This is a genomic window from Streptomyces sp. NBC_00669, assembly GCF_036226785.1.
In the GTDB taxonomy this organism is placed as follows: Bacteria; Actinomycetota; Actinomycetes; order Streptomycetales; family Streptomycetaceae; genus Actinacidiphila.
Genome location: NZ_CP109018.1, coordinates 6,235,717 through 6,254,973, shown reverse-complemented (window position 1 = coordinate 6,254,973; position 19,257 = coordinate 6,235,717). Strand labels below are relative to the sequence as shown.

Genomic DNA, 19,257 nt, shown 5'->3' with positions numbered 1-19,257 from the left:
GACGCGCACGGCGGGGGGCGGACGAGCAATGGCGTGAAGGAGCACAGGAAGCGATGCCAAGTCTTTCGAAGTCGAACGTGCCGCAGTTCTCGGTGGACGTGTACCAGAACGAGTACCTGCCCGAGGGCGGCCGCGAGGTCAACGCGATCGTCACGGTGACCTCGACCGGCGGCGGCACCTCGGGCGGCCGCCCGCTGCCGGGCGACGCGGCGGCGGCCGGCGTGGTCATCATGGTCGACTGCTCCGGCTCGATGGAGTACCCGCCGACGAAGATGCGCAACGCGCGGGACGCGACCGCGGTCGCCATCGACACGTTGCGCGACGGGGTCTCGTTCGCGGTGGTGGCCGGCACCCACCAGGCCCGCGAGGTCTACCCGGCCAACGGCGGCCTGGCGGTGGCCGATCCGAACACCCGCGCGCAGGCCAAGCAGGCGCTGCGCAAGCTCACCGCGGGCGGCGGCACCGCGATCGGCACCTGGCTGCGGCTCGCCGACCGGCTGCTGGCCGGCTCCGACGTGGCGATACGGCACGGCATCCTGCTCACCGACGGCCGCAACGAGCACGAGAAGCCGGAGGACCTGCAAAGCGCCCTGGACGCCTGCTCCGGCCGCTTCACCTGCGACGCGCGCGGGGTGGGCACGGACTGGGAGGTCAAGGAGGTCACCGGGATCGCCTCGGCGCTGCTCGGCACGGTGGACATCGTCGCCGACCCGGCCGGTCTGGCCGGCGACTTCCAGGCGATGATGGAGAACGCGATGGGCAAGGAGGTCGCGGACGTCGGCCTGCGGCTGTGGACTCCGCAGAACGCCGAGATCGCCTTCGTCAAGCAGGTCGCGCCGACCGTGGAGGACCTCACTGAGCGGCGTGCGGAGACCGGGCCGCGGATGGGCGACTACCCGACCGGGTCATGGGGCGACGAGTCACGCGACTACCACGTCTGCGTGAAGGTGCCGCCGGCCGTCGTCGGCCAGGAGATGCTCGCGGCCCGGGTGTCGCTGGTGCTGCCGGAGCCCGACGGCACCACGCAGGTGCTGGCGCAGGGGCTGGTCCGGGCGCTGTGGACCGACGACATGGCGGCCTCGACCCGGATCAGCCCGCAGGTGGCGCACTACACCGGGCAGGCCGAGCTGGCGCAGGCCATCCAGCAGGGCCTGGAGGCCCGCAAGTCCGGGGACCTGGACTCCGCGACCGCCAAGCTGGGCCGCGCGGTGCAGCTCGCCAGCGCCTCGGGCAACGAGGACACTTCCAAGCTGCTGGCGAAGGTGGTCGACGTGGTGGACGCGGTGAACGGTACTGTGCGGTTGAAGCCCAAGGTCGCCGACGCCGACGAGATGACCTTGGAGACGCGGTCGACAAAGACCGTACGCGTGAAAAAGTAACCGTCGGGTACTACGTGCTCGCGCACAACCTTGGGAGCCGCCCGACCGGGCGGAGGGGGAGCCGACGCCATGCCGATCTGTGCCAACGGCCACCAGACCAGCGCCACCGACTGGTGCGAGGTCTGCGGCCTGCTGATGCCGGCACCGGCCGCGGGGTCGCGGCCGGCGTCCTCCGCGTCGTCGTCCTCGGCCTCGCCGGTCTCGCCGCCGCCCTCGTCGCCGTCGCCGCCCGGATTCACGGGCGAGCCGGCAGGGGGTGGCGAGGAGTGCTGTCCGAACTGCGGGACGCCGCGGGAGGGCTCGGCGCTGTTCTGCGAGCAGTGCCGCTACAACTTCCGCACCCACGCGGCGACCATGGTGCCACCGCAGCCGACCGCGCCGGGCATCCCGCCGTACCAGCGGTACGAATCGCAGCGGTCGCGGCCGTCGCAGATCAACCGGCCGGCGGAGGCGCTGCCGGACGACTCGGTCACCTCCGGTTCGGGGGACTTCCTGCTCGACCCGCCGTCCGGGTCGGTGCGGTCGGTGCCCGGTACCGGCGGGACGACGTCGGGCGGACCGGTCAGCGGACCGGTCAGCGGGCCGGTGGGAGGGCCCGGCAGCGGAACCCTCGGCGGGGCTTCCGGTGGAACCCTCGGCGGACCCGTCAGCGGGCCGGCCAGCGGGCCGGCCAGCGGGCCGGTGATCGTTCCGCAGGGCGGGCCGAACGGGCCCGGCGAGCAGGGTGGTTCAAGTGGTCCGGCCACCACCGCCGTCGGGCAGCAGCCGCCGCTGTCCGTCGCGACCGGCACCGGTACGGCCTGGGTGGCCGTGATCACCGCCGACCGGGCGTACTTCACCGCGATGATGGCGCGCAGCGGCCCGGACGCCGAGCAGTTGTACTTCCCCGCCTACTCCCCCGAGGTGCAACTGCCGCTCACCGGGCACCAGGTCACGATCGGCCGCCGCCGGCACAGCACGGGTGAGGCGCCCGACATCGACCTGTCCCGTTCGCCGGAGGACCCCGGGGTCTCGCACCATCACGCGGTGCTGGTCCAGCAGCCCGACGGCTCCTGGTCGGTGGTCGACCAGGACTCCACCAACGGGACCACGGTGAACCTGGCGGAGGACCCGATCCGGCCGTATCTTCCGGTGCCGCTCGCCGAAGGGGACCGTGTGCACGTCGGGGCGTGGACGACCATCACGCTGCACCGCGCCTGAGCGGTGCGGCGGGCGCTTCCGGGTGCCGGCGCGGCCGGTGTCAGGTGGTGGTGAGGGGCCAGGTCAGGGGGCCCTCGGGGCTGTCGCGCCAGAGCCATTGGCGGGGGCCGTCGACGGTGAGGCCGTAGCGGGTGCGGTCGGGGCGGGTGATGCCGCCGAAGGCACTCTGGCCGAACACCTCGGCGGCGAGGCCGTGTTCGGCGGCGCCGTCGGGGGCGCCCGATCCGCCGCGCAGGGGCACGAAGTAGGCGGGCGTCGAGAGGAACCGGCCCTCCGCCTGGCGCGGGCCGTGCACGGTGAGGGCGACCAGGCCGGTGGCCAGCGGCAGCAGCAGGAGACCGCCGGGCGTGCACTGCTCCAGCCAGGCCGGGGGCACGAAGGGGAGCTCGCAGGTCGCGATGACCCGGTCGTAAGGGGCGCGAGGCGGGTGCCCGAGGGCGCCGTCGCCGGTGACCACGACGACCGAGCGGGCGGCCTCGGTGCCGTACGCGTCCAGGTGGGCGCGGGCCGCGGCGGTGATCTCCGGCTCCAGGTCGATGGTGGTGACCGTGTCCGGGCCGAGCCGGTGGGCCAGCAGCGCCGCGTTGTAGCCGGTGCCCGCGCCGATCTCCAGCACCCGCTCCCCGCCGTGCACGTCCAGCGCCTCGCACATCAGCGCCATGAGCGACGGCTGGCTGCTGGAGGAGACCAGCTCACCGCCGACCACGCGGGTGGCGATCGGCCGGTCCGCGTAGGCGCCCGTGAGGCGGCTCATCGCGCGGCGGTGCGACGCGGCCACCGGACCGCGGCCGTGAACCGGCCCCTCGCCGTACGCGGACCCCTCGCCGTACTCCTCGTCGTGCTCCTCGCCGTATCCCCCGCCGTACTCCTCGTCGTACTCCCCGCCGGGCCCCGGCTCCCCGCCGTACCCGGTGTCCTGGTCGTCCAGGACGAAGAGGTGCCGCGGGACCTCCGCGAAGGCCGCCCGCCAGGCGGGGTCGGTGAGGCCGCCGCCGGACTCGATCCGGCGGACCATCCGGGCCCGCAGCGACCCCGCGGCGACGGCGTACCGCCGCTCGAATCGCCCCTCGCGCCGCCCGTCGGGCCCTGTCGCGCCCATGCTTCCATCGTGCGCCCGGAGCGGCGGGGATACGAACCGGGACACCACGGCGGGCCGCTCGCCGCATCTGCGACGATGGAAGGGTGAATGAGATCCGGCGCGGCGAGTTGCAGCAGCAGACGTTCTACGAACTCGTCGGCGGCGAGGAGACCTTCCGCCGCCTCGTACACCGCTTCTACCAGGGCGTCGCCGACGACCCCGAGCTGCGCGCGATGTACCCCGAGGAGGACCTCGGCCCGGCCGAGGAGCGCCTGACCCTCTTCCTGATGCAGTACTGGGGCGGCCCGCGCACCTACAGCGACGAGCGCGGCCACCCCCGGCTGCGGATGCGGCACGTCCCCTTCGCGGTGGACCGCGCCGCCCACGACGCGTGGCTGCGCCATATGCGCGTGGCCGTCGACGAGTTGGCGCTGCCCGCCGAGCAGGAACGCCAGCTGTGGGACTACCTGGTGTACGCCGCCGCGTCGATGGTGAACACCCCGGGCTGACCCCGCGTGGCCGGTGGGCCACGCACCGCAGCGGACCGCACTTTCCCGCCCGGCGGGCCGGCCCGGCGTCCGCTCGGCGGACCATCACGATCGGATTGCGACATCCGCGGTCCGGGTTCTGCGCCGCTGCGCGGTTTGAGAGCATCCCGTCAGTACATGACGGGGGGAACATGTGACCGGATTCGTGCTGCTGCGTGTCCGCGCACACCGACTGCTTCTCGCCGCCGCCCTGCTCACGGTGTTGCTGACCACGTGCGTGCTCGCGACGTTCACCGCCTTCACCGGTGCGATCGGCGACGCGGCCCTGCGGCGCACCCTCCAGCACCAGGCGGCCGCGCGGTCGACGGTCGAGGTGCAGACCCAGCTGAACGGGACGGACCGCGAGGCGCTCGACGCGGCGGTGCGCAAGCACCTGCGCGGCTCCTTCACCGGGCTGCCCACCAGCGTCCACGGCAGCACCCGCTCCGGCCCCTACGGGCTGCCGAAGCGGCCGCGCTCCTCTGCCCAGTCGGCGAACGGCGAGCCCGACCTGACGCTGCTGGCCACCTTCGACCGCGCCGAAGTCCGGCTGGTGAAGGGGAGTTGGCCGACCGCGGCCGAGCGGGGCGCGGCCCGGGTGCAGGTCGCGCTGCCGCAGGTGGCCGCGCTGATCCTCGGCACCGAGCCCGGCGACGTCCTCACCCTCGCCGACCGACTCGGCGGCGCCCCGCTGAAGGTCCAGGTCAGCGGGATCTTCCAGCCGCGCGACCCGTCCTCCCCGTACTGGCACCTCGACCCGCTGGACGGCCGGGGCGCGCACACGGTCGCGTTCACCACCTACGGGCCGATGCTCGCCGACCCCGGCAGCTTCGACTCCGGCCGGGTCAAGGCCGCCGCGATGGCCTGGCAGGCCACCGGCGACTTCCGGCAGTCCACCGCACACGACATGAACACGCTGGAGAAGGGCGTCCAGCAGACCCTCGACGCGCTGCACGACGACCGGACCACCGCCGTCACCGAGGGCACCAGCGGCCTGCCCGACCTGCTCGACGCGCTGCGCCGCAGCATGCTGGTGACCCGCTCCACGCTGCTGATCGGCGCGCTGCAACTGGTGATCCTGGCCGGTTTCGCGCTGCTGCTGGTGGCGGGGCTGCTCGCCGAGGAACGGGCCGGGGAGACCGCGCTGCTGCGCGCCCGCGGCGGATCGCGGGCCCGGGTCGCCCGGCTGGCCGGGTGGGAGGCGCTGCTGCTCGCGGTGCCCGCGGCCCTGCTCGCCCCGCTGCTGGCCGGGCCGGTCACGCGGGAGCTGGCCGGCACCGGCGCCATGGCCCGTACCGGCGTCAGTCTCGGCTCCGGCGACACCGGCCTGGCCTGGCTGGTCGCCGTGGCCGCCGCGCTGGCCTGCGCCGGCGCGGTGATCGTGCCCGCGCTGCGCACCGGCGGCTCCTACGCCGCCGAGCGGGCCGAGCGCGCCCGGCGCCGCTCCCTGCCCGGCGCGGTCCAGGCGGGCGGCGACGTGGGGCTGCTGGTGGTCGCCGGGATCGCCTACTGGCAGTTGGAGCGGCGTGCCTCGGGCAGCGGCGCGCTGAGCGCCAACGCGGGCGGCGGGCTCGGGGTGGACCCGATCCTGGTCGCCGCGCCCGCGCTGTGCCTGCTGGCCGGCACCGTGCTGGTGCTGCGGCTGCTGCCGCTGGTCGCGAAGCTCGGCGAGCGGCGGGCCGCACGCGGCCGGACCCTGCCGCTGGCGCTCGCCGGCTGGCAACTCGCCCGGCGGCCGCGGCGCGGCGCGGGAGCGGCGCTGCTGCTGGTGCTCGCGATCGCGATGGGCGTCTTCTCGATCGGGCAGAGCGCGAGCTGGGACCGTTCGCAGCGCGACCAGGCCCGGTACGCGGTCGGCGCCGACCTGCGGGTGACCGGCATGACCACCCCGCCGTTCGGGCAGCCCGGGATCTTCGCGCACCAGCCCGGCCTCGCCGCCGCCGCGCCCGCCGCGGACACCGGCCTCTACCTCGACCAGGACCGTACGGCGACCGTGCTGGCCATCGACTCCGCGCGGGCCGGGAAGACGATGCTGTTCCGCTCCGACCTCACCGGCGGACGGTCGGCCGCCACGGTGCTGGCGCCGCTGGGCAAGGGCGTCCGCGCCGGCGGCGGCTTCCCGCTGCCCGCCGACGCCCGCAAGGTGACGTTCGACGCCGTGCTGCGGCCCGGACCGGGCGGCGGTCCCGCGACCGCGGACGCCGTCCAGCACGTCAGCGTCACCGTCCTGGACGCCGAGGGCGTGCCGTACACCGCCGCCGTCGGCGACCTGCAACCCGACGGCAGACCGCACCCGCTGGTCCTCGACATCGCCGCGCTGTCCGGTGCGGCCGGCGGCGCGCCCGCCGGTCCGCTGCGGGTCACCGGCCTGGACATCGCCTTCGACATCCCGGTCAAGGAGCGGACCTACACGCTGACGATGTCGGCCACGCGGGTCGCGGACGGCACGGGCACCGTCCGCCCGCTGACGGTACCCGTCCAGAAGTGGTCGGCGACGGCGTCCATCGACGGCCCCTCGTTCGAGCAACTGCCGGGCGCCGGAGCGCCGGGCGCCGGAGTGCCGCGGGTCGGCGGGGGCACGACCATGACGCTGGACTACGACACCGGCGCCGCGCAGGCGCCCCAGGACAGCTACAGCCCGATAGCGACCGCGACCGTACATGCCGGGGCGGACACGCCCGCACCGCCGACCCCGGTGGCTGTCGCCACCGACGCCTTCCTCACGTCGCAGCAGGCGAAGGTCGGCAAGAGCGTCAGCGTCCAACTCGGCGGAATCTCGGTGCCGGTGCGCATCGTGGGCTCGGTCAAGGCGATCCCCGGGCTCGGCGACGGCCAGGGCGCGGACGCCGGGAACGGGTCCGGCGGGTCGGGCGCGGATTCGGGCGCCGGGTCGGGCTCGGGGACGGACGCCGGATCGGATACGGGCGGCAACCAGGACGTCGGCGGCATGGTGGTCGACCTGCGGGCGGTCAACCAGTACCTGCAGTACCACGACGCGCAGGCGATGGAACCCACCGAGTGGTGGCTGGCCGCGCGGCCGGGCCGGACCGCCGAGGTCGCCGCCGCGCTGCGCGCCCGCGCCGACGTCGACACCGTCCTGGTCGCCGACGAGACGGCCGCCGACCTGCGCGCCGACCCGCTGGGCGCGGGCCCGCAGTCGGCGCTGCCGGCCGCCGTGGTGGCCGCGGTGGTGCTGGCCGCGCTCGGCTTCGCGGTCTCCTCGGCGGGCGCGGTCCGCGAGCGCACCGCGGAGTTCGCGATCCTGCGGGCCCTGGGTGCGCCCCGGCGCCAGCTGGCCCGGGTGATCGCGGCCGAGCAGGGGTTGCTGGTGCTGGTGTCGCTGATCGTCGGCGCCGCGCTCGGTGCGCTGCTGACCCGGCTGGTGACGCCGCTGATCGTGCTGACCCCGCAGGCCACGACTCCGACGCCGTCACTGGTCGTACGGCTGCCGGCCGGCCGGCTGCTCGAACTCCTCGCGGAGGTCGTGGTGGTGCCGGTGCTGGTGGTCCTGGCGACGGCGGCACGGCGCGGCGATCCGGCGACGGCACTGCGGCGGCAGGGGGAGTACTGAGATGGCGGCGCGAGAGCGGGACGACAGCGGGGCGTGGGAGCCGGAGGGCGGCGCGGAAGCGGGAGCGGGAGCGGGAGACGGCGGGGGCGTGGACGGGGGCAGCGGCGGGGGCGGGGCGTCGGGCGGCGGCTCAGGCGGCTCAGTCGGCTCAGGCGCGGCGGACGGCGCGGGCCTGCCCGGCGACGACGTGCGACTCGCCTGGGTGCGGGTGCGGCTGCGCGCCGCCCGCCACGCGGCCCTCGCGACCTTCGGGCTCGTCCTGGTCACCGCGTTCCTCGCGGCGGGCCTGCCGCGTTCCGTGGACCGCTACGAGGACCGGGCGCTGCAACACGCGGTGCGGGCCGGCCAGTACCAGGACCGCGGGATCGCCCTGACCGAGAGCTACAACCCGCAGCAGGGGCTCTACGGGACCAACCCGCTCGACGTGACCACCCTCGACGCCGTCCAGAGCGCCGTCCACTCGCTGCTGGCGCGCACCACCCCGCTCGCCCCGCACTCCGCGGTGTACGGGGCGCGCACCGGCCAGGCGTCCGAGGTCCCCGACCCCGGCCTGCCGCGTCCGTCCTCGCACCCCCCGACCGCCGACCTCGTCGCACAGGCCGATCTCGGCGCGCACGCCCGGCTGGTGGCCGGCCGGATGCCGCAACCGCCGCCCGCGGTCTCCGACGGACAGCGGCCGCCGCCCATCGACGCCGCGGTGACGCTGAGGACCGCCCGGAAACTCCATCTGAAGGTCGGCCAGACCGTCCACCCGAGCGGGACGAACTCGAAACCGCTGACCGTGCACATCACCGGCATCGTGGCCCCGCTCGACCCCACCTCGTCGTACTGGAACGAGGACCCCGACCTGCTCGGGCCGGTCCTCGGCTCCCAGCCCGGCGAGCGCGGCGAGGAACCCAAGGCGTACTGGCACTTCACGCTGCTCACCCACCGCGACGCCGCCGACTCGCTGCCGGAACTCGGCGCGGGCGTCAATGTCTACTGGTACGAACCGCTGGACATCGGCCGGCTGACCGCGCACGGTGTCCCGGCGCTCCAGAACATGCTGTCGTCGCTGAGCGGCGGCCCGCTGGCGGTCAAGCTGCAGGACGCGAGCGGCGCGCAGCTGAGCGTCAGCGATGCGCTCGGCACCGTCCTCACCGGCTTCCTCCGGGAGCGCGACGCCACCACCCCGTTGGTGCTGATCGCCGCGGTCGGCGTGGCCACCACCGCGCTCGCCGTGCTGCTGATGGCCGGTGGGCTCGCCGCCGAGCGGCGGCGGGTCGAGATCGCGCTGCTGCGCGCCCGCGGTGGCTCGCTGCGCGGCGTCACCGGCCGGCTCGCGGCGGAGACCGCGGCCGCGGCCGTGCCCGGCGGGGTGGCCGGCGCGCTGCTCGCGCTCCTGCTGCTGCCGACCGGCCGCTGGCTGCTGCCGGTGCTGCTGGCCGCGCTGGTCACCGCGGTCGTGGTGCTCGCGCTGCCGTTGCGGGCCGCCTTCGCGGTACGCCGGCCGGGGCCGGGAGGCCGGGAGGACGTGGTCTCGGCCCGGCCTTCGCGGCGCCGGCTCGTGGTCGAACTGACCGTGGTGGTGCTGGTGGTGGGCGCGGTCGTGGCGCTTCGCCAGCGGGGCGGCGGGAGTTCGGGCGGCACCGCCACCGGCGGGGGCAGCGGCCCCGGCAACGACCCGTTCCTCGCCGCCGCGCCCGTACTGGTGGCGATCGGCGCCGCGCTCGTCCTGCTGCGGCTGTACCCGGTGCCGCTGCGGCTGCTGGCCCGTCCCGCGGCGCGGCTGACCGGCGCGGTCACCCACCTCGGCCTGGCCCGCGCGGGCCGCTCCCCCGCCACCGGTCAACTGCCGCTGCTGGCGGTGCTGGTGGCGCTGACCGTGACGTCCTTCGGCGGCTCCGTGCTGGCCGGCATCAACCACGGCAGGGACCGGGCGGCCACGGCGACGGTCGGCGCGGACGCCCGGATCGACGCGGTCACCGCCACGCTGTCGCCCCAACTCCCGGGCCGCGTGCAGAAGGTACCCGGCATCGGCATGACCACCACGGCGCGGGTCGAGCAGCACTCGGCCGATGCGACGTTCAACGGGTCGTACGCGGTGGTGCTGGTGGACCCCGCCGCGTACGACAAGCTGACCGGCTCGGTCGGGCTGCCCTCCTTCCCGGCGCACGCGCTGTCCGAGCACGGGGGCCAGACGGGGCAGACGGAGCAGACGGGGCAGGCAGGCCAGCCGGTGCTGCCCGCCGTGCTGTCGCCCGGCCTGGCCAGGCAGATCGGCCGGAAGACGGTGCCGGTCGCCACCGATCTCGGCTCCGTCTCCATCCGTACCGCTGCCGTCCTGCCGACCACCCCGGCCGCGCCCGGCGGCGACTTCGTGATCGTCTCGGCGGCCGCGCTCAAGGCCATGCACCCGGAGGCCGAGCAGTACCCGCAGCAGACGGCGCCGACGACCCTTCTGGCGATGGCGGCACCCGGCCGGCACATCGACGCGAAGGCGCTGCGCGAGGTGGCCGCGTCCGACGTCTCGTCGGTGTCGGTGCTGCTGCGCAGCGAGGAGCGGGCTTCGCTCGCGGACACCCCGCTCCAGCACGGTGCCCGCCGGCTGTACCTGGCGGCGGTCGCGGCGGGAGCGGGCTACAGCGCGCTGGCGCTGCTGCTGTCGCTGCTCCAGGCGGCACCGGGCCGCACCACCCTGCTGGCCCGGCTGCGCACGATGGGCATGACCCGGAGCCAGGCGCGGCGGCTGGTGCTGCTGGAGATGCTGCCGCAGGTGCTGCTCGGCGCGGTCGGCGGGGTGCTGGTGGGCCTGGCGGTGATCCCGCTGCTCGGCCCGGGCATCGACCTGCGCGCGCTCACCTTCGGTACGGAACCGCGCGACATCACGGCGGTCGACTTCGGGCTGGGGCTGCGCGCGAACCCCTGGGCCCTTGCCCTGCCGTCGGCAGGGCTGCTGATACTGGCCTGTGCGGTGCTGCTGGCGCAGGCGTGGCTGGCCGGGCGGCGGCGGGAAAGCACGGAACTGAGAGCGGGGGACCGGGTATGAGCGGGGAAGCGCGGGGGAACGGGACGCACGGGGATTCCGGGGACGAGGGATCGTCGGCGGCAGCGTCGGCGTCGGCGTCGGCGTCAGGGACGGGTCCGGCTCGCTCCGGAGGCGCGGGCGAAGCGGCGGGCAGTGCGGGCTCCACCGGCCCGGTGGGCGCAGCGGATACGACTGGCTCGGCAGTGACGGGTGACTCATCCGGCGCGGGCGACGGGCGTTCGGCGGTACGCAGCCTCGCCGACCTGGAGCAGCAGGCGGCCGCCCGCCGCGACGGCCCCGCGTACGGGCACGACGCGCTGATCAGCTGCGACCGCCTGGTCCGGATCTTCACCGCGGACGGTGTCGAGGTGCAGGCCCTCCAGGGCCTGGACCTGCTGGTCGGCAAGGGCGAACTGATGGCGCTGGTGGGCGCGTCCGGCAGTGGCAAGTCCACGCTGCTCAACATCCTCGCCGGCCTCGACGTCCCCACCGCGGGCGCGGCCTCCGTCGGCGGCTACGACCTGCTCGCCATGGACGCCGCCGCCCGGCTGAGCTACCGCCGCCACATGGTCGGCTTCGTCTGGCAGCAGACCGCCCGCAACCTGCTGCCGTACCTGACCGCGGCCCAGAACGTCGTGCTGCCCATGCAACTGGCCGGCCGCACCGGCCTGCGCACCAAGCGCCGCCGGTCCGCCCGCGCCGCCGAACTCCTCGACATGCTCGGCGTCGGCTACTGCCGGGACCGGCAGCCGGGCCAGATGTCCGGCGGTGAGCAGCAGCGCGCCGCGATCGCGGTCGCCCTCGCCAACAACCCTTCGGTGATCCTCGCCGACGAGCCGACCGGCGAGCTGGACTCGGCCACCGGCGAGCAGGTCTTCGCGTCCTTCCGCACCGCCAACGAGGAGTTGGGCACCACCGTCGTCGTGGTCACCCACGACCACGCGGTGTCCAACGCCGTCCGGCGCACCGTCGCCATCCGCGACGGCCGCACCGCCTCCGAGGTGGTCCGCCGTACCGAAGTCGACGAGCACGGCCAGGAGTCGGTGGTGGCCCGGGAGTACGCCACCGTCGACCGCGCCGGACGGCTCCAGATCCCGCGCGACTACACCGACGCGCTGGACATCCGCTCCCGGGTGCTGCTGGAACTGGAGCCGGACCACATCGGGGTGTGGCCGGACCGCCCGGAGGAGTAGCCGCGGGAACCGGGACCCGGACCCGAACCCGGGCTCGGGCGGGCCGGTACCGGCGACACCGTCAGCGGCGTCGGCCCCCGGTCAGAACGGCGACACCGTCAGTCCGGACGCCCCCGACGCCCCGCGCATCGCCACCGACCCGTACCCGGTGCGCAGCCGCACCCACGGGCCCGCCGCGAGCACCGCGACGGCCTCGTCCGCGGCCTCGCCGGACCGCCGCGCGGGCAGGAACCCGAGCGCGTGCGCGGCGTGCACCACCCGCAGCGTCACCCCGGCCCCGCCGCCGGGCAGCGGCCTGCTCCACAGCTCCTCCGCGAGCGCGTCCAGCTCCGCCCGGCCACGCCGCTCGGGCACCAGCGCCTCGGTACGGTCCCGGAACTCCGCGACCGCCCGCGCCGCCACCTCCCGCACCACCGTCGCCTGCATCTCCGCGACCCGGCGCCATCCCTCGCGCGGCGGCAGCAGTCCGGCCCAGGCCGGGCCGGTGACGGACGGCGGCACGGTGAACAGCCCGCCGCCCACCGCTTCCCCGACCGCCTCCAGCAACTGCCCGGCCGACACGGTGGCGTCCACCACCGCCGCTATCCCGTCGCCGCCGAGCGCCAGGCTCTTGACCGCCAGCACCCCGCCGAAGGGCGGCTGCCCGAACACGCCGAGCGCCGCCTCCCCCTCCGCCGAACGCAGCCGCACCACCGCGGCCTTGTCCCACCTCACCAGCCGCCCGAGGAACGCGGCGAGGTCGGCCTCCACCACCGCCGCCCCGCCCGGTCCCTCGGCGAAGCCGAGCCGCACGCTCACCCGACCACGGCCCCTTCGTCGCGGTAGCGCTCCAGGAACGCCCGCTCCTCCTCGGTGATCCGCCGCGGACGCTGCTCGGCCAGCAGATACGGCACCACGACCGTCGCCGCCCGCGCGTACACCGCGTCCTCGTCCTTCACCTCGTACCTGACCGTCATCGACGCGGCGTTGATGCTCTCCACCCACGTCTCGATCGCCACCGGTTCGTACCGGTGCACCAGCGGCCGCAGGTAGTCGATCTCGTGCCTGGCCACCACCGAACCGCCCGCGAACGTCCCGCCGCCCTCCCGATCCGCCAGCCGGAACATGAGGTCGATCCGCGCTTCTTCCAGATACCGCAGGAACAGCACGTTGTTGACATGGCCGTACGCGTCCATGTCGCCCCAGCGCATCGGGCAGCGGAAGACGTGCCGCGCCATCAGCCGCGCGTCAGCTTCTTGTACGTGGCCCGGTGCGGGCGCGCCGCGTCCGGACCCAGTCGCTCGACCTTGTTCTTCTCGTACGACTCGAAGTTGCCCTCGAACCAGAACCACTTCGAGTCGCCCTCGTACGCCAGGATGTGCGTCGCCACCCGGTCCAGGAACCACCGGTCGTGGGAGACGACCACCGCCGCACCCGGGAACTCCAGCAGCGCGTTCTCCAGCGACGACAGCGTCTCCACGTCGAGGTCGTTGGTCGGCTCGTCCAGCAGCAGCAGATTCCCGCCCTGCTTGAGGGTCAGCGCGAGGTTCAGCCGGTTTCGCTCACCGCCGGAGAGCACCCCGGCCGGCTTCTGCTGGTCCGGGCCCTTGAAGCCGAACGCCGACACATACGCCCGCGACGGCATCTCGACCTGCCCGACGTTGATGTAGTCCAGGCCGTCCGAGACGACCTCCCACAGCGTCTTCTTCGGGTCGATGTTCGACCGGCCCTGGTCGACATACGAGATCTTCACCGTCTCGCCGACCCTGATGCTGCCGGTGTCCGCCTGCTCCAGGCCCTGGATCATCTTGAACAGCGTGGTCTTGCCCGCGCCGTTCGGCCCGATGACACCCACGATGCCGTTGCGCGGCAGGGTGAACGACAGGTCGTCGATCAGCACCTTGTCGCCGAACGCCTTGTGCAGGTGGTCCACCTCGACCACCACCGACCCGAGCCGCGGGCCCGGCGGGATCTGGATCTCCTCGAAGTCCAGCTTCCGCATCTTGTCCGCCTCGGCGGCCATCTCCTCGTACCTGGCCAGTCGGGCCTTCGACTTGGCCTGCCGCCCCTTGGCGTTGGAGCGGACCCACTCCAACTCCTCCTTCAGGCGCTTCTGCCGCTTGGCGTCCTTCTGCCCCTCGACCTTCAGCCGGGAAGCCTTGTTCTCCAGGTACGTCGAGTAGTTGCCCTCGTACGGCAGCGCGCGGCCGCGGTCCAGCTCCAGAATCCACTGCGCGACGTTGTCCAGGAAGTACCGGTCGTGGGTCACGGCCACCACGGTGCCCGGGTACTTCGCCAGGTGCTGCTCCAGCCACTGCACGGACTCCGCGTCCAGGTGGTTGGTCGGCTCGTCCAGCAGCAGCAGGTCGGGCGCTTCCAGCAGCAGCTTGCACAGTGCCACCCGGCGCTTCTCGCCACCGGAGAGGTTCGTCACCTGCCAGTCACCGGGCGGGCAGCCCAGCGCGTCCATCGCCTGCTCGAGCTGCGCGTCGAGGTCCCACGCGTTGGAGTGGTCGAGCTGCTCCTGGAGCTTGCCCATCTCGTCCAGCAGCGCGTCGGAGTAGTCCGTCGCCATCTGCTCGGCGATCTCGTTGAACCGGTCGAGCTTCGCCTTGGTCTCCGCGACGCCGTCCTGCACGTTCTCCAGGACCGTCTTCGACTCGTCCAGCGGCGGCTCCTGGAGCAGCATCCCCACGCTGTAGCCCGGCGACAGGAACGCATCCCCGTTCGACGGCTGCTCCAGCCCCGCCATGATCTTCAGCACGGTGGACTTACCGGCACCGTTCGGGCCGACCACACCGATCTTCGCGCCCGGCAGGAAGCTCAGCGTCACATCATCGAGGATGACCTTGTCGCCGTGCGCCTTACGCGTCTTGCGCATCGTGTAGATGTACTCAGCCAAGAGAAACCGTCCGGCAATCGAGAAGGGCCAATGTGCGGCTCCGCCGCGTGAGGGCAGATACGCCCCATCTTGCCGTACGTCCACCCACCGGGGCGAACGGGTAGGTCAGCCCCTCACCCCCTGCCCCGGCCGAGGCCCACGGTCCCGGCCCCGCACGACGGCAGCGGCCGGGACCGTGGCCCGGAGCCGGACGGACGGGTGGGACCGCCCGTCCGGCTGCCGTTCCCCGGCTACGGTCCTACGAGGTGGCGGAGTTCTTCTTGGCGCTGCGGCGGAAGAAGAAGACCGCTCCCCCACCGACCACCACGAGGGCGACCGCTATGCCCGCGATCAGCGGGGTGGAGTTGCTGCTACCGGTCTCGGCAAGGTTGCCGGTCCCGGACGCCGGGCTCGGCTGGTTGGCCGGCAGGGTCGGGGGCGGCGTGGCCGCCTTGCAGTCCAGCACGCCCTTGAAGGTCTTCACCGACTTGTCGGGCAGCGCGATGTCGATCTTGTAGCCCTGGTCCTCGGCGACGGGGACGGTGATCGTCTGCGACTTGCCGGGGGCGATGGTGTAGGTCTTCCCCTCCAGGGTGAAGGTGAAGGCTTCGTCGCCCTTGTTGGTGGCGCTGACGTCCACACCGGACTTGGCACAGTTCACCTGCGCGGTCAGCGCCGGTATCGGGCCCTGGTCCGCCCACGTGGCCGCTGCCGTGGCCTTGATCTCGGTCTGGCTGGTGCCGGCCAGGATCATGGTCTGGCTCGACCCGCCGTCCTTCGAGTTGGTGCCCGCGAAGGCGCGGCCGACCGGCACGCTCGTGGTCGCCGACACCGTCACCGACGTGCCGCCCTCCTTGGTGCCCGCGGGCACGTCGAAGTAGAGCTGGCTGCCGTCCGAGACCGACGTGACCGGCTTGCCGTCACCGTCCACCAGCTTCACGCCGGCGGGCGCGTCGGAGGCCAGCACCGCCTGGGCCCCGCTCGCGCTGGTGTGCGCGGTCACCGGGCCGATCCGCCCGCCGGACTTGCCGGACACCGAGGACGGAGTGAGCTCCAGCGACGGCGACGGCTCCGCTACGGCCTGCGCGGACTGGTCGAGGTAGTCCGCCAGCTTCTCCGCCGCCGGATCGTCCGCGGCCGCCTTCGGGTCGTCGGAGAGCCGCCAGATCGCCACCTGGGTGCCGGCCGCGGCGGTCTCCTTGGTCAGCGACCCCGATCCCGCCGTCTTGGCCAGCGCGTCGAGGTCGTTGACCTGCGGGAAGGAGTGCTGGAGTATCCAGGTGATCTTCCCGGCCACGTCCTTGTCCCGGCCCTGCTGGGTCAGGGACGTCGCGCTCCAGGGGACCTCGTGGTAGGCGGCTTTGCCGCTGGTGTCGGCGCCGTTGTAGAGGTCGATGCAGTAGGTGTAGACGGTCGTGCCGTCGCTGAGGCTCAGCTTGAACAGCCCGGCTTGCTCCGCCGCGGGCTTGCCGTCCTTGCTGGTGACGGTCGCGCCACCGTACATACCCGGCACGAGATCGCCGAGTGTGCCGGTCGCGCCACCGGACGACGCGGTGTCGCCGGCCGAGCCGGTGCCGCTGTCGGCGCCGGCCGTGGTCGCTCCGGCGAAGGCGCCGACCGCGAGCAGGCCGGCGGTGACGCCGGCCGCCGCGAGACGGGCTGCGCCCCGCCTGTAGGTCTTGGACATGAGTTTTCCCCTCCGGGCGGGGCGCCTGGTCGTGATGAGGGTTGGCCCCGCCTGTGCCGAGCCCCCGTGCATACGAACGCCGAAATCCTAGGAACCGCAGATGGCATGACCACAGCCGAGAGCAGCCTGAGCGGCATTCGAATCTCAATCGTTACGCGACCACGGACATGTTTCCGTCATTGTCGATAAATCATTGACGCAATTCACGCCAGAAATGCCGGGGCGCATTCACGCGGCAGCCACTCAGGGCCCGGCCGCTGTCAACTCCGGTTCCGGCGCGCGCGCTTCCGCCCGTGCGGCCGCGCTCACCCCGCCACCCCCGCCGGAACGGCTGAACCGGGCCACGCCGCGGGCCAGATCGTGTCCGATCGCCACCGCCTCCAGTTCCGCCGCGAGGTAGCGCCGGCCGTCCTTCTCGTCCTGCCTGATCCGCAACCTGCCCTGCACGAGCAGTGGTTCACCGAGACAGACCGACTCCTTCACGTTGCTCCCGAGGTTCCGCCACGCGCGCACGGTGTAGAAGCTCGTCGCGCCGTCGGTCCACGCTCCGCGCTCGGCGTCCCAGCGGCGCGTGGTGGTGGCCAGCCGAAATCGGGTGACGATCAGGCCGGTGGCCGTCACCTGGCTCTCGGGCTCGGTCGCCACATTTCCCACGACAGTCACCAAGGTCTCGTTCATCGCGCGTTCCTTTCGTCCGCCGCGCTCCCCTGCGGAACGCGACAAGACCATCGTGCGCGAAATCGGACGACCGAGGAAAAAAGATCCGGAAACTGTGGATAACTCGCCGTATGTGGATAACTTCGTCACTCGGACGAGTGAGACAGGCGATCCCCGCGGTTTCCGGCCGGCGCCGGCACCCCGCCGGTCCGCCGATCCGACGGCCTGCCCGCCGGCAGGAGCCGGGCGGACGCCGGCGCGGAGCCGGCCACGACCGCGTACTGCTCGCGGACCTCGCGGTAGCGCATCAGCTCGGCCGCGACCGGTTCGAGCACGCGGGCCCGGCCGCAGTCCGCCGCCGCGTCCCGCAGCCGCCGCTCGGCGGCCTGTCCGTACCTTCTGGCCGGTCCCCGCGCGGCGATCCGACACGTCCCGGAGACCAGCGGACCGCCGACCCCGCCCACCGCGACCGTGACGAGCGGCGGCCACCACGACATGTCCAGAGAGCCCGATCCGACCGCGCTCAGGCAGACCACTCCGGCCAGCGCGAGAGCCATCAGCAGCCACTGGACGGCCGCGGCCACCGACCACCAGCCGGGCCGTTCCGGCGTACGCGGCCGGGCCCGGACCGCCGCGGCGTCGAGTGCCGCCGGAAGTCCTTCCCCGCCGCGCCGCGCCGCGTCCCGCACCGCTCTCGCCCACGGCACCGGCAGTCCGCGGGCCGCGTCGGCGGAAAGTCCGCGCACCGCCTCGTCGATCACCGGCCGGGAGGCCGTCGGCCGCAGCCCGGACGGACCGCTCTGCTCCTTCGCGAGCTGCGCGGGCGGCCGAACCTCGGCCCACCGCGGCCCATTTGTACGCCGACCGAGTGAACCGGTCATTTTGCGGACGAAACGGGAACAGCCCGCGGAGCCGGCCCGTTCTCCCAACAGCCGACTCCACGGCGTGCCGCAGGCGTCCCACGCGGCACTCGACCATTCCTTCTCCGCCGACTGACCGGCACCGGCCGCTCCCACCGCGTCCGCGAGCCGGTCGACGAACTCCTCGCGCGCCGGATCGGTGAGCCCGGCGCCGCCCTCGCCGACGTAGAGCGGCTGGAGTCCGCTCGCCATGCGGTCCATGTCCGCCGCCAGCCGCCGCCCCGCAGCGGCGCGTTCGGAGACGATCTGGGCCAGCACGGCGCGCAGGTCCGGCACGCCCTGCCCGGTGAGTGCGGAGGCGGCGAGCACGACGGCACCCGCCTCGCCGTGCTCGCCGACCGCCAGCCCGTCCTCGTCGAGCAGTCGCCGCAGGTCGTCGAGGACGAGGTCGGCCGTGTCCCCCGGGAGGCGGTCGACCTGGTTCAGCACCAGCACGGTGACATCGGCGTGCCCCGCCAGCGGCCGCAGATAGCGCTCGTGCAGTGCCGCGTCGGCGTACTTCTCCGGGTCCAGCACCCAGACGACGACGTCCACCAGCCGCAGCAGGCGGTCCACCTGCTCGCGGTGGCCGGTGGCGGCGGAGTCGTGGTCGGGGAGGTCGATCAGCACCAGCCCGTCGAGGCTCTGCTCCTTGACGTCGCCGAGGTCCCGGCCGGCCTCGGCGCCGTCGCCAACTGAACAGTGGGAAGCGCCATCGGGTGCGCCGGACTGACCGGGCAGGCACGGCAGTACGTGCTCCTGCCGCTCCGGGCGCCCTTGCGGCCGTGCCTCCAGTTCCCTTTCCGCCCCCGTCTCCGCGGGCACGGGGGCTGACATGTCCCGCAACCCGTAGCGGGCGTAGCGGTCCTGCGGGGCCACGCCCAGCCGGTCCAGCAGCCCGGCCGCCCGCTCCGGCTGCCACGCGCAGGCCACCGGTCGTGAGGTGGTGGGCCTGCGCACACCCGTGGCGGACAATTCGAGCCCGGTCAGCGCGTTGAAGAGCGTGGACTTTCCGCTGCCGGTCGCCCCGGCCATGGCCACCACGGTGTGGTCGAGTGACAGCCGCCGCCGCTCACCGACCCGCGCGAGCAGTTCGCTGCTCTCGGCCAGCTCATCCGGACTGATCCGGGTCCTGGACAGGCCGAGCAGCTCGCCGAGCGCTTCGACCCGTACGGTCAGCGGGTCGACCACCGACGGCT

Annotated in this window: 13 protein-coding genes; 6 read left to right on the top strand and 7 right to left on the bottom strand. The window is 73.9% G+C overall.

The features are described 5' to 3' along the window. Positions 1 to 53: 53 nt before the first annotated feature. The gene (locus OG896_RS26475; RefSeq protein ID WP_329369308.1) at positions 54 to 1,379 is read left to right on the top strand and encodes a VWA domain-containing protein; all 1,326 of its coding nucleotides are present in this window, start codon (positions 54 to 56) and stop codon (positions 1,377 to 1,379) included. Positions 1,380 to 1,448: 69 nt separating this feature from the next. Continuing rightward, positions 1,449 to 2,579 (top strand): FHA domain-containing protein, encoded by a 1,131-nt coding sequence (locus tag OG896_RS26470; protein WP_329369306.1) that lies wholly within the window; start codon positions 1,449 to 1,451, stop codon positions 2,577 to 2,579. Positions 2,580 to 2,619: 40 nt separating this feature from the next. Here the strand turns inward: OG896_RS26470 and OG896_RS26465 are convergent, their stop codons facing one another. Next, positions 2,620 to 3,678: a methyltransferase domain-containing protein gene (locus OG896_RS26465; protein WP_443057156.1), complete on the bottom strand. Its 1,059-nt coding sequence runs from the start codon at positions 3,676 to 3,678 to the stop codon at positions 2,620 to 2,622. Positions 3,679 to 3,761: 83 nt separating this feature from the next. On the opposite strand from OG896_RS26465, the gene OG896_RS26460 reads away from it, so the two are divergent. The 4 genes from OG896_RS26460 (at position 3,762) to OG896_RS26445 (ending at position 11,955) form a co-directional block, all read left to right on the top strand. Further along, on the top strand, positions 3,762 to 4,166 hold the full coding sequence (locus OG896_RS26460; RefSeq protein WP_328464284.1) for a globin: 405 nt from the start codon (positions 3,762 to 3,764) through the stop codon (positions 4,164 to 4,166). Between the two features lie 172 nt (positions 4,167 to 4,338). After that, complete coding sequence (locus OG896_RS26455) at positions 4,339 to 7,755, top strand: ABC transporter permease (RefSeq protein WP_329369303.1); 3,417 nt, start codon at positions 4,339 to 4,341, stop codon at positions 7,753 to 7,755. 1 nt (position 7,756) lies between these two features. Continuing rightward, positions 7,757 to 10,783, top strand: coding sequence for an ABC transporter permease (locus tag OG896_RS26450; protein ID WP_329369302.1), 3,027 nt, complete (start codon positions 7,757 to 7,759; stop codon positions 10,781 to 10,783). Positions 10,784 to 10,965: 182 nt separating this feature from the next. Next, positions 10,966 to 11,955 (top strand): ABC transporter ATP-binding protein, encoded by a 990-nt coding sequence (locus OG896_RS26445; RefSeq protein ID WP_329369300.1) that lies wholly within the window; start codon positions 10,966 to 10,968, stop codon positions 11,953 to 11,955. An 81-nt stretch (positions 11,956 to 12,036) separates the two neighbouring features. Here the strand turns inward: OG896_RS26445 and OG896_RS26440 are convergent, their stop codons facing one another. From OG896_RS26440 to OG896_RS26415, 6 genes are all read right to left on the bottom strand, one after another. Next, complete coding sequence (locus OG896_RS26440) at positions 12,037 to 12,753, bottom strand: hypothetical protein (RefSeq protein ID WP_328464292.1); 717 nt, start codon at positions 12,751 to 12,753, stop codon at positions 12,037 to 12,039. Next, positions 12,750 to 13,172 carry an acyl-CoA thioesterase gene (locus tag OG896_RS26435; protein ID WP_329369297.1) on the bottom strand — a complete coding sequence of 141 codons (423 nt, stop codon included), beginning with the start codon at positions 13,170 to 13,172 and terminating at the stop codon, positions 12,750 to 12,752. The genes OG896_RS26440 and OG896_RS26435 overlap by 4 nt, the downstream gene beginning before the upstream one ends. Further along, positions 13,172 to 14,836, bottom strand: a complete 1,665-nt coding sequence (ettA, locus tag OG896_RS26430) for an energy-dependent translational throttle protein EttA (RefSeq protein WP_328464296.1) — start codon at positions 14,834 to 14,836, stop codon at positions 13,172 to 13,174. Before ettA ends, OG896_RS26435 begins: the two co-directional genes overlap by 1 nt. Before the next feature lie 238 nt (positions 14,837 to 15,074). After that, the gene (locus OG896_RS26425; RefSeq protein ID WP_329369293.1) at positions 15,075 to 16,502 is read right to left on the bottom strand and encodes a thioester domain-containing protein; all 1,428 of its coding nucleotides are present in this window, start codon (positions 16,500 to 16,502) and stop codon (positions 15,075 to 15,077) included. Positions 16,503 to 16,745: 243 nt separating this feature from the next. Continuing rightward, entirely contained in the window at positions 16,746 to 17,180 is a 435-nt protein-coding gene (locus tag OG896_RS26420) for a single-stranded DNA-binding protein (protein ID WP_329369291.1), read from the bottom strand. A gap of 125 nt (positions 17,181 to 17,305) precedes the next feature. Continuing rightward, positions 17,306 to 19,249 carry a dynamin family protein gene (locus OG896_RS26415; protein ID WP_443057270.1) on the bottom strand — a complete coding sequence of 648 codons (1,944 nt, stop codon included), beginning with the start codon at positions 19,247 to 19,249 and terminating at the stop codon, positions 17,306 to 17,308. Positions 19,250 to 19,257: the final 8 nt, after the last annotated feature.

Coding starts and splice junctions, on each gene's coding strand:
- OG896_RS26475 (WP_329369308.1), top strand. CDS start 54: ATGCCAAGTCTTTCGAAGTCGAACGTGCCGCAGTTCTCGGTGGACGTG.
- OG896_RS26470 (WP_329369306.1), top strand. CDS start 1,449: ATGCCGATCTGTGCCAACGGCCACCAGACCAGCGCCACCGACTGGTGC.
- OG896_RS26465 (WP_443057156.1), bottom strand. CDS start 3,678: ATGGGCGCGACAGGGCCCGACGGGCGGCGCGAGGGGCGATTCGAGCGG.
- OG896_RS26450 (WP_329369302.1), top strand. CDS start 7,757: ATGGCGGCGCGAGAGCGGGACGACAGCGGGGCGTGGGAGCCGGAGGGC.
- OG896_RS26435 (WP_329369297.1), bottom strand. CDS start 13,172: ATGGCGCGGCACGTCTTCCGCTGCCCGATGCGCTGGGGCGACATGGAC.
- OG896_RS26425 (WP_329369293.1), bottom strand. CDS start 16,502: ATGTCCAAGACCTACAGGCGGGGCGCAGCCCGTCTCGCGGCGGCCGGC.
- OG896_RS26420 (WP_329369291.1), bottom strand. CDS start 17,180: ATGAACGAGACCTTGGTGACTGTCGTGGGAAATGTGGCGACCGAGCCC.